Below are 11,516 nucleotides of genomic sequence, written 5' to 3'. Positions count from 1 at the left end.
ATCAGCCGCGCCCGGACACCATCGGCCTGGCAGGCCTCGACGAGGTTCGCGACGGGCTGCGGCGGACCCGACACCACCACGGTCGACGGGCCGTTCACCGCCGCGACTCCGACGCCGGGGAACGCGGCCAACCTCTCCGCCACCGCGTCGGCGGACAGGTCCACCGACGCCATCGTCCCCGTGCCCCGCAGCACCGTCAGCGCCCGCGACCGCAACGCGACCGCCTTCGCGGCGTCCTCCAGCGACAGGATCCCCGCGACACAGGCGGCGCCGATCTCACCCTGCGAGTGACCGATCACCACCGCCGGGGTCACCCCGACGTGCCGCCAGACGGCGGCCAGGGCGATGCCGACGGCCCACAGGACCGGCTGCACCACCTCCACCCGCTCCAACCACGACTCATCCTCGCCCGTCAACACCGACACCAGATCGACGTCCAGGTACGGGGCGAGAGCCCGCTGGCACTCCGCCAACTCCGCGTCGAACACCGGGCTCCGACCCACCAGACCGGCCGCCATCCACGCCGACTGCGCACCCTGACCCGGGAACACGAACACCGGACCCGCGCCGTGGGACGAGGCCGTACCGGCAACGACGTTGCCGGCCGGCGAACCGGCCGCCAGGGCGTCCAGCCCGGCCAGCAGATCCGACACACCCGCACCGACCACGGCGGCCCGCTGGTCGAACAGCGACCGCGTCGTGGCCAGGGACCAGGCCACGACGGCCGGGTCCACGTCACCGTGCTGGCGGACGTGGCGGGCCAGCCGGGCGGCCTGCCCGGCGAGGGCCCCCTTGGACCGCGCGGACATCGGCCAGACGACGGCGTCCGAGGCCACGAGCCCGGGGCTCCGGTCCACGCCGGTGTCGGCCACCGCGCCCTCGACGGAGAGGTCCTCGGCCGTCTCGATGATGACGTGCGCATTGGTGCCGCTGATGCCGAACGACGACACCGCCGCCCGACGGGGCCGGTCCACCGCCGGCCACGGCCGGGACTCCGTCGCCAACTCCACCGCGCCGGCCGTCCAGTCGATGTGCGGGGACGGCTCGTCCACGTGCAGCGTCGCCGGGACCACGCCCTCCTGCATCGCCAGCACCATCTTGATCACGCCGGCGACACCGGCCGCGGCCTGGGTGTGCCCGATGTTCGACTTCACCGAGCCGAGCAGCAGCGGCCGGTCGGCCGGCCGGTCCCGCCCGTACGTGGCCAGCAGCGCCTGCGCCTCGATCGGGTCACCAAGGGTGGTGCCGGTGCCGTGCGCCTCCACCACGTCCACGTCGGCCGTGGACAGCCGCGCCGACGCGAGGGCCTGCCGGATCACCCGCTGCTGCGACGGACCGTTCGGCGCCGTCAACCCGTTCGACGCGCCGTCCTGGTTCACCGCCGACCCGCGCACGATCGCCAGAACCTTGTGACCGTTGCGCCGCGCGTCCGACAGCCGCTCCACCAGCAGCACACCGACGCCCTCACCCCACCCGGTGCCGTCCGCACCCGCCGCGAACGCCTTGCACCGGCCGTCCGCCGCCAGACCACGCTGCCGGGAGAACTCCACGAACAGGCCCGGCGTCGCCATCACGGTCACGCCGCCCGCCAACGCCAGGTCGCACTCGCCCCGGCGCAGCGCCTGCACCGCCAGGTGCAACGCCACCAACGACGACGAACACGCCGTGTCCACCGACACCGCCGGCCCCTCCAACCCCAACGCGTACGCCACCCGACCCGACACCACACTCGCGGCGTTGCCCGTGCCCGCGAACCCCTCCACCTCGTCCGCACTGGCCACCATCAACAGGGCCCCATAGTCCTGACCATTCGTGCCCACGAACACCCCTGTTCGCGAACCCCGCAACACCCCCGGGTCAACCCCTGCCCGCTCCACCGCCTCCCACGACGCCTCCAACAGCAACCGCTGCTGCGGATCCATCGCCAGCGCCTCACGCGGCGAGATCCCGAAGAAACCCGCGTCGAACTCCGCCGCCTCGTACAGGAAGGCGCCGCTGCGGACGTAGGAGGTGCCCGTGGAATAGGGGTCGGGGTCGTACAGCCGGTCGATGTCCCAGCCCCGATCGCCGGGCAGGTCGGACACGGCGTCCCGGCCGGCGTGCAGCATCTCCCAGAACCGCTCGGGGTCGTTCGCCCCGCCGGGGAAGCGGCAGGACATGGCGACGATGGCCACCGGCTCGTCGTCGCCGAGCGCCACGGGGGCGGTCTCCACCGTCGCGGCGGCCCCACCGCCCAGCTCCTCGTGCAGGTGCCGGGCAAGCGCGGTCGAGGACGGGTAGTCGAAGACCAGGGTCACCGGCAGCCGCAGCCCGGTGGCGGTGGCGAGCCGGTTGCGCAGCTCCACCGCGGTCACCGAGTCGAAGCCGAGGTCGCGGAACGCGTGGTGCGGGTCGACGGCCTCGCCGTCGGCGTACTTGAGGACCATGGCCGCCTGATCGCGGACCAGGTCGAGCAGCGCCTGCTGGCGCTCGGCGGCGGTCATCCGGGCGAACCCGGCGGCGGGGCCGGCCTCGTCGGCCTGCTTCGCCTCGGTGAGGCCCTTGGTCTTCGCGAGCGCCTGCGCCTCGGGGATCTCGGCGATCAGCGGGCCCGGTCGGGTCGCGGTGAACGCCACGTAGAACCGGTCCCAGGCGATGTTCGAGATGGTCAGGAACGTCTCGTCGTGCTCGACGGCCTGGTGCAGGGCCGCGACGGCGAGCCGCGGGGACATCTCGGGTGCGCCGTGGCGGTGCAGCATCTGGCCGAACTCGCCCTCGGCCATGCCGCCGCCGCCCCACGCGCCCCAGCCGATGGAGGTGGCGGGCAGGCCGAGGCCGCGACGGTGCTCGGCGAGGGCGTTGAGGAACGCGTTGCCGGGGGCGTAGTTGCCGACGCCGGAGCTGCCGACCGTGCCGGCCATCGAGGAGAACAGGATGAACGCGTCCAGGTCCCGGTCGCGGGTCAGCTCGTGCAGGTTCAGCGCGGCGGTGACCTTCGCGCTCAGCGCGTAGTCGACCTGGTCCAGGCTCAGCGAGTTGATCACCGAGTCGCCGAGCACGGCGGCGGTGTGCACGACCGTGGTCAGCGGGTGCTCGGCCGGCACGTCCGCGAGGACGGCGGCGAGCGCCGACCGGTCGGCGGCGTCGCAGGCGGCGACGGTGACCCGGGCGCCGAGGCCGACCAGTTCGGCCTCCAGCTCCGCGATGCCCTCGGCCTGCCGGCCGCGCCGGCTGAGCAGCACCAGGTGCGCAGCGCCGTTGGCGGCGAGCCAGCGGGCCATGTGCCCGCCGAGCGCGCCGGTGCCGCCGGTGACCAGGGCGGTGCCGGAGGGCCGCCACTCGCGGGTGGCGGGCGTGTCGCCGATCGGGGCGTGCAGGAGCCGCCGGCCGAACGCGCCGGCCCGCCGCAGCGCGACCTGGTCCTCCCCGTCGGTGCCGGTGACGACGCGGACCAGCCGGCGGCCGGCGCCGTCGTCCAGCTCGTCGGGGAGGTCGACCAGGCCGCCCCAGCGGTCCGGGTGTTCCAGCGCGGCGACCCGGCCGAAGCCCCAGGCGAGCTGCTGGAGCGGGTGCGGCAGCGGATCGCCGGGGTCGGTGGAGACGGCGCCCCGGGTGAGGCACCACAGCGGTGCGCGCAGGCCGGCGTCGCCGAGCGCCTGCGTCAGGGTCACGGTGCCGGCGAAGCCGACCGGCACCGAGGGGTGCGCCGGGGCCGGCGTCTCGTCGAGCGCCAGCAGCGACAGGATCCCGGCGACGGGCGCGCCGCCGTCGGCGAGCTCCCGCAGCCGGGCGGCCAGTGCCGCGCGGTCCGTGCGGTCGGCGTCCAGCACCAGCGGTACGACGCTGCCGCCGTGCCGCTCCAGCGCGTCCCGGCAGAACGCGGCCTGGGCCGCGCCGATCTCGTCGGGGCCGGTGACCAGCCACCAGGTGCCGGTGGCGGCGGGCTCGCCCGGACCGTCGGCGGCGACGGGCAGCCAGCTGTCCCGGTACCGCCAGGAGTCCACGGTGGCCTGGTCGCGGTGCCGGCGGCGCCAGGCGGCGAGGACCGGCAGCACGTCGGCGAAAGCGGCGTCCGGCACGCTCTCGGCCTCGGTCGCGTCGGCGAGTTCGGCGGTGAGAGCGGCCAGGTCCTCCGCCTCGACGGCGGCCCAGAACCGGGCGTCGACCTCGTCGTCGGCGGCCGGGCCGGCGGCGGCGGTGGGGGCGGTGGCCTCGGCGGGCCGCGGCCAGTAGAGCTGCCGCTGGAACGGGTACGTGGGCAGGTCCCGGCGGTGGCCGGCGAGGCCGGCGAACGCGGGCCGCCAGTCGACCGGCGCTCCCCCGGCGTACACCTCGGCCAGGGCACGGAGGAAGCGGCCGAGGCCGCCCTCGTTGCGGCGGAGGGTGCCGGTAACGGTGGCCGCGCCGGGGTCGGCGGCGGCCAGCTCGACGCTCTCCTGCACGGCCATGGTGAGCACCGGGTGGGCGCTGACCTCGACGAAGGTCTGGTAGCCGGCGGCGACGAGGCTGCGCACCGCCTCGTCGAAGCGGACGGTCTGCCGCAGGTTGCGGTACCAGTAGTCGGCGTCGAGGGCGGCGGTGTCGAGCCAGTCGCCGTCCACGGTGGACCGGAACCGGACCTCGGAGGTGCGCGGGCGCAGCCCGGCGAGCAGTTCCAGGAGCTGCTCGCGCAGCGGCTCGACGTGGACGGAGTGGGAGGCGTAGTCCACCGGGATGCGGCGCACCCGCACCTCGCGGGACTCGTAGTGGGCGACCAGCTCGTCCAGGGCGGCGCTGTCGCCGGAGACCACGACCGAGGTGGGGCCGTTGACGGCGGCCAGGGCGACCCGGCCGGCCCAGCGGCTGATCGTCTCGGTGGCCTCGTCGGCGGTGGTGGCGACCGAGACCATGCCGCCGTCCCCGGCGATGCCGGCGATGATCCGGCTGCGCAGGGCCACCACGGCCGCCGCGTCGTCCAGGGTGAGCGCCCCGGCGACGTGCGCGGCGGCGATCTCGCCCTGGGAGTGGCCCACGACGGCGGACGGGCGCACCCCGTACGACTCCCACAGCGCGGCGAGCGAGACGCTGACCGCGAACAGGGTGGGCTGGACGACGTCGACCCGCTCCAGCGACGGGGCGTCGGGCGCGCCGCGCACCACGTCGGTGGGCGACCAGTCGACGTACGGGCGCAGCGCCTCCGCGCAGGCGGCGAACTTCTCGGCGAAGACGGGTGCGGTGTCGAGGAGTTCGGCGGCCATGCCGACCCACTGGGACCCCTGGCCGGGGAAGACGAAGGCGACCTCGCCCGGGGTGCCGGGGACGCGGGTGACGGTCTCCGGGGTGGGCCGGCCGCCGGCGAGCGCGTCGAGGGCGGTGGTCAGCTCGTCCCGGGCGGCGGCGAAGACGACGGCCCGGTGGTCGTGGGACGCGCGGGTGGCGGCCAGCGACCAGCCGACGTCGGCGAGCGTCGCGTCGTCGACGGTGTCGAGGTGGGCGCGCAGGTCCCGGGCCCGGGCGGTGAGGGCGTCGGCGGTGCGCCCGGAGAGCACCCAGGGCAGTTCCCCGGTCGGCCCGGTGGCCGCCGGCGCTGGCGCGGGTTCCTCGGCGGGGGCCTGCTCGAGGATGGTGTGCACGTTGGTGCCGCTGATCCCGAACGAGGACACAGCGGCGCGGCGGACGCCGTCGGCCGGCTCCCAGGGGCGGGCCGAGGTGAGCAGTGCGACGCTGCCGGCCGACCAGTCGACGTGCGGGGTGGGCTCGTCGACGTGCAGGGTGGGCGGCAGCACCCCATACCGCATGGCAAGGACCATCTTCATCACGCCGGCGACGCCGGCGGCGGCCTGGGTGTGGCCGATGTTCGACTTGATGGAGCCGAGCCAGAGCGGCCGGTCGGCGGGGCGGTCCTGCCCGTACGTGGCGATCAGGGCCTGCGCCTCGATCGGGTCGCCGAGGGTGGTACCGGTGCCGTGCGCCTCCACCGCGTCCACCTGGTCGGCGTTCAGCCCGGCGTTGGCGAGCGCCTGCCGGATGACCCGCTGCTGGGCGGGGCCGTTGGGGGCGGTGAGGCCGTTGGAGGCGCCGTCCTGGTTGACGGCGCTGCCCCGCAGCACGGCGAGGATCGGGTTGCCGTCGCGCTGGGCGTCGGAGAGCCGCTGCAGCACCAGCAGGCCGACGCCCTCGCCCCAGCCGGTGCCGTCGGCTGCCCCGGCGAACGGCTTGCAGCGGCCGTCGGCGGCGAGGCCGCGCTGCCGGGAGAAGCCGACGAAGATCCCGGGGGTGGCCATCACGGTGGCGCCGCCGGCCAGGGCGAGGTCGCACTCCCCCGCCTGGAGGGCCTGCGCGGCCAGGTGCATCGCGACCAGCGACGACGAGCAGGCGGTGTCGACGGTGACCGCCGGGCCGTGCAGCCCGAAGGTGTACGCCAGCCGGCCGGAGATCACGCTGGCGGAGACGCCGGTGGCGAGGTAGTTCTCGTCGACGTCCCCGGCGGCCATCAGCAGCGAGCCGTAGTCCTGGCCGTTGGTGCCGACGTACACGCCGGTGCGGCTGCCGCGCAGGGCGGTCGGGTCGATCCGGGCCCGCTCGAACGCCTCCCAGGTGGTCTCCAGCAGCAGTCGCTGCTGCGGGTCCATGGCGAGGGCCTCGCGGGGGCTGATGCCGAAGAACGCGGGGTCGAACTCGCCGGCGCCGGCGACGAAGCCGCCCTCCCGCACGTAGCTGGTGCCGAGGTGCTCGGGGTCGGGGTGGTACAGCTCGGCGATGTTCCAGCCCCGTTCGGCAGGCATCAGGCTCATCGCGTCGGTGCCGGCGGCGAGGAGGTCCCACAGCTGCTCGGGCGAGGTGACCCCGCCGGGGAACCGGCAGCTCATCGCGACGATGGCGATCGGCTCGCGGTGCAGGTGGGTGCCGTCGGCGACCACCTCGCCGGTGGCCTGGCCGGCGGTGAGGCCGTGCAGGTGGGCGGCGAGTTCCGCGACGGTGGGGTGGTCGAAGACGAGCGTGGCGGGCAGGCTCATGCCGGTCTCGGCGGTGAGCCGGTTGCGCAGCTCGACGGCGGTGAGCGAGTCGAAGCCGAGGTCGCGGAAGGTGCGGTCGGGCAGCGGCTGGCCGGCCGGGTAGCCGAGCACGACGGCGGCCTGGGTGCGGACGAGGTCGGTGAGCTGCGGCAGGGACCGGCCGACCACCACGGCGCGGACGGGCCCGGTGGGCACGGCGGGCACCCCGGGCAGGGCGGCGATCAGCGGGGTGGGCCGGCCCCATGCGGCGGCGAGGCGTCCCCAGTCGACGTCGGCGACGGTGACCGCGGGCTCGGCGGTGTTGACGACCCGGCCGAGCGCGGTGACCGCCTCGGCGGCGGGGAGCGGGTTGATTCCGCCCCGGGTGAGCCGGGCGGTCAGCGCGGCGGTCGTGGCGGCCATGCCGTCCTCGGCCCACGCGCCCCAGGCGATGGCGGTGCCGGGCAGCCCCTGGCCGCGCCGCCAGGCCGCGAACGCGTCGAGGTAGGCGTTGGCCGCCGCGTAGTTGCCCTGTCCGGCGCTGCCGACGACCCCGGCGAGGGAGGAGAAGAGCACGAACGCGTCGAGGTCGCGGCCGGCGGTCGCCTCGTGCAGCACCCGGGCGGCGCGGACCTTGCCGTCGAGGACGGTCTGCATGCGGGTCAGGTCGAGCCCGTCGAGGACGCCGTCGTCCACGACCCCGGCGGTGTGCACGACGGCGGTCAGCTCGGGCAGCCCGGCCACGAGGGCGTCGACCGCCTCCCGGTCGGTCGCGTCGCAGGCCACCACCCGCACCGCACCCAACTCGGCCACCAGCTCCGCCGCGCCCGGCGCGTCCGGGCCGCGCCGGGAGGCGAGCACCACCTCGCCGGCACCGTTGGCCAGCAGCCAGCGGGCCACGTGCCGGCCCAGGGCACCGGTGCCGCCGGTGACCAGCACCGTGCCGGCGGGCCGCCAGCCCGAACCGGCGGGCGGCGCGGCCGGCACCAGCCGCCGGCCGAAGATCCCCTGCGGGCGGATCGCCACCTGGTCGTGGCCGGCGTCGGCGAGGACGGCGAGCAGCGCGTCCCCGGTGGTCCGGTCGACGTGGGCGGGCAGGTCGACCAGGCCGCCCCAGCGGTCCGGCTGTTCCAGGGCGACGACCCGGCCCAGTCCCCAGGCCAGCGCGGGCCACGGGTCGGCGACGGTCTCGCCGCCGACGGCGACGGCGCCCCGGGTGAGGCACCAGAGCCGGCCGGGCAGGCCGGCGTCGGCGAGCGCCTGGGTGAGGGTGAGCAGCAGCGCGGCGCCGACGGAGACGGCCGGGGCGTCCGGCAGCGCCCGGTCGGCGTCGGGCAGCACGCAGAGCACCCCCGTCCAGCCCCGGTCGCCGTGCCCGCACAGCAGCTCGGCCAGCTCGGCGCGGCCGACGCCGGGGGCGACGGCGAGGGTGTCTACGTGGGCGCCGGCGCCGGCCAGCGTCCCGGCCGCACCGGCGTCGTCGGTGCCGGCGGTGACGACCAGCCAGCGGCCGGTCAGCGTCGCCGCCGCGGCGGGGCGGACGAGTTCCCAGTCGATCCGGTGCGACCAGCCGTCCACGACGGCGTCGCGGTGCCGCGCCCGCCGCCACGACGACAGCACCGGCACGGCCGGGGCGAGCGCCTCGACGGCGGCGGGGTCGTCCTGCACGGCCAGGTGGGACGCCACCTCGGTCAGGTCGCCGCGTTCCACCGCCGCCCAGAAGCCGTCCTCGGCGGCGTCGGCCGGCGCGGCCTGCCCGGCGCCGCCGCCGACCTCCGGCCAGTAGCGCTGGTGCTGGAAGGCGTACGTGGGCAGGTCGACGCGGCGCGCCCCGGTGTCGGCGAACCACTGCTGCCAGGTCACCGGCACCCCGTGCACGTGCAGCTCCGCGAGGGCGGCCAGCAGCCCCTGCGGCTCGGGCCGGTCCTTGCGCTGCACGGCGACGGCGAGCGCGCCGCCGTCGGGCAGGACGTCCCCGGTCATCGCAGTCAGCACGCTCTGCGGGCCGACCTCCAGGAAGGTGCCCACGCCCGCCTCGCGCAGGGCGGTGACCCCGTCGGCGTACCGCACGGCCTCGCGGACGTGCCGCACCCAGTAGTCGGCCGTGCGGATCTCGTCGGCGTCGGCGAGCGCGCCGGTCACGTTCGACAGGACCGGCAGCACCGGCGCGGCGAACGTGAGCCGGTCGAGCACCGCGCGGAACCTGCCGAGCATCGGCTCCATGAGCGGACTGTGGAACGCGTGGCTGACCGCGAGCCGGCGGGTACGCGCCCCCCGCTCCCGCCAGAGCCGCTCCACCTCGTCGAGGGCTTCGGCGGCGCCGGAGACCACGACCGACGTCGGGCCGTTCACCGCGGCGATCCCGACCCGGTCGGCGAGCCCGTCCAGCGTGGCCAGCACGTCGGCCTCGGGAGCCGCGACGGCCAGCATCCCGCCCCCGGCGGGCAGCGCCTGCATCAGGCGGCCCCGCGCCGCCACCAGCGCGCAGGCGTGCTCCAGGGACAGCACCCCGGCCACGTGCGCGGCCGTGACCTCGCCGATCGAGTGGCCGCCCACGACGTCCGGCGTCACCCCGAACGACTCGACGAGGCGGAACAGCGCCACCTCGACGGCGAACAGCCCGGCCTGCGTGAACACCGTCTGGTCCAGCAGCTCGGCCTCGGCCGTGCCCGCCTCGGCGAACAGCACCTCCCGCAGGGGGCGCGGCAGGGCCCGGTCCAGGTGCCCGCACGCCTCGTCGAGCGCGGCGGCGAAGACGGGGAACTCGGCGTACAGCTCCCGGCCCATGCCGGCGCGCTGCGCGCCCTGGCCGGAGAAGAGCACCGCGAGCTGGCCGCGCGGCGACCCGGCGCCGGCGACGACGGTGCCGGCCGGCTCCCCGGCGGCGACGGCACGCAGCCCGGCGAGCAGGTCGTCGCGGCCGGTCGCCGACACCACGGCGCGGCGGTCCAGGGTGGACCGCGACGTGACCGACGAGAAGGCCACGTCGAGCGGGCGGAGGGTGTCGTCGGCGGCGAGCCAGGCGGCCCAGCGGCCGGCCTGCGCGGCGAGCGCGGCCTCGGACCGGGCGGAGAGCAGCACCGGGGACACCGGACGGTCGGCCACCACGGCCGGCTCGTCCTCGGCCTCGGCCGGCTCCGGGGCCTGCTCGATGATGGTGTGCGCGTTGGTGCCGGACACCCCGAACGACGACACGGCGGCCCGGCGCGGCCGGTCGGCCGCGGGCCACGCTGTGGGTGCGGTGGCGAGGGTGACGGACCCGGCGGTCCAGTCGATGTGCGGGGACGGCTCGTCGACGTGCAGGGTCGGCGGGACGACGCCGTGCCGGATCGCCATGACCATCTTGATCACGCCGGCGACGCCGGCCGCGGCCTGGGTGTGGCCGATGTTCGACTTGACCGAGCCGAGCAGCAGCGGCGCCGCGTCGCCCCGGTCCTGCCCGTACGTGGCCAGCAGCGCCTGCGCCTCGATCGGGTCGCCGAGGCGGGTGCCGGTACCGTGCGCCTCCACCACGTCCACCTGCTCGGCGGTGAGCCGGGCGTTGGCCAGGGCGTGGCGGATGACGCGGACCTGGGACGGGCCGTGGGGGGCGCTCAGGCCGTTGGAGGCGCCGTCCTGGTTGACGGCGCTGCCCCGCACCACGGCGAGCACGGGGTAGCCATGCCGCTGGGCGTCGGAGAGGCGGGTGAGCAGCAGCATCCCGATCCCCTCGGACCAGGAGGTGCCGTCGGCGCCGGCGGCGAACGCCTTGCACCGGCCATCGGCGGCGAGGCCGCGCTGCCGGCTGAAGCCGACGAAGACCGCCGGGGTGGGCATCACCGTCACGCCGCCGGCGAGGGCCAGCTCGCAGTCGCCGTTGCGCAAAGCCTGCGCGGCCAGGTGGATGGCGACCAGCGACGACGAGCAGGCGGTGTCGACGGTGACCGCCGGTCCCTCCAGCCCCAGGGTGTACGCGACACGGCCGGAGATGACGCTGGTGGCGTTGCCGGTGAGCAAGTGCCCCTCGCCGTTCTCGGCCTGTGCCATCATGCCGTCGTAGCCGTGCGACGCCGCCCCGACGAACACGCCGGTACGGCTGCCCCGCACCGCCGGCAGCGGCAGCCCGGCCCGCTCGAACGCCTCCCAGGAGGTCTCCAGCAGCAGCCGCTGCTGCGGGTCCATGGCGACGGCCTCGCGGGGCGAGATGCCGAACAGGTCCGCGTCGAAGTCGGCGGCGGCGTATACGAAGCCGCCCTCGGTGACGTAGCTGGTGCCCGGGTGGTCGGGGTCGGGGTGGAAGAGGCGGTCCAGGTCCCAGCCCCGGTCGGCGGGGAACGGCCCGATCCCGTCGCCGCCGTCGCGGACGAGCTGCCACAGCGCCTCGGGGCTGTCGACCCCGCCCGGGTAGCGGCAGCTCATCGCCACGATGGCGATGGGCTCGGAGTCGCGGGCCTCCAGCTCGCGCAGCCGCCGCCGGGTACGCCGCAGCTCCGAGGTCGTACGCTTCAGGTACTCGACGTACTTCTCGTCCTCGTTGCTCACCGTGGACCTACCTCACTCGGCATGCCGATGTCGTTGCGGCTG

General features: G+C 76.1%; 1 protein-coding gene. It reads right to left on the bottom strand.

Going from position 1 to position 11,516, the window contains the following annotated elements; all coding sequences use genetic code 11:
* Positions 1-11,474 (bottom strand): type I polyketide synthase (locus ACZ6O2_RS28910; RefSeq protein ID WP_466025053.1); only part of this gene is annotated, 11,474 nt, incomplete at its 3' end.
* Positions 11,475-11,516: the final 42 nt, after the last annotated feature.

This window comes from Micromonospora sp. NPDC048040, assembly GCF_055587185.1.
This window is presented reverse-complemented; position numbering and strand designations above follow the sequence as displayed.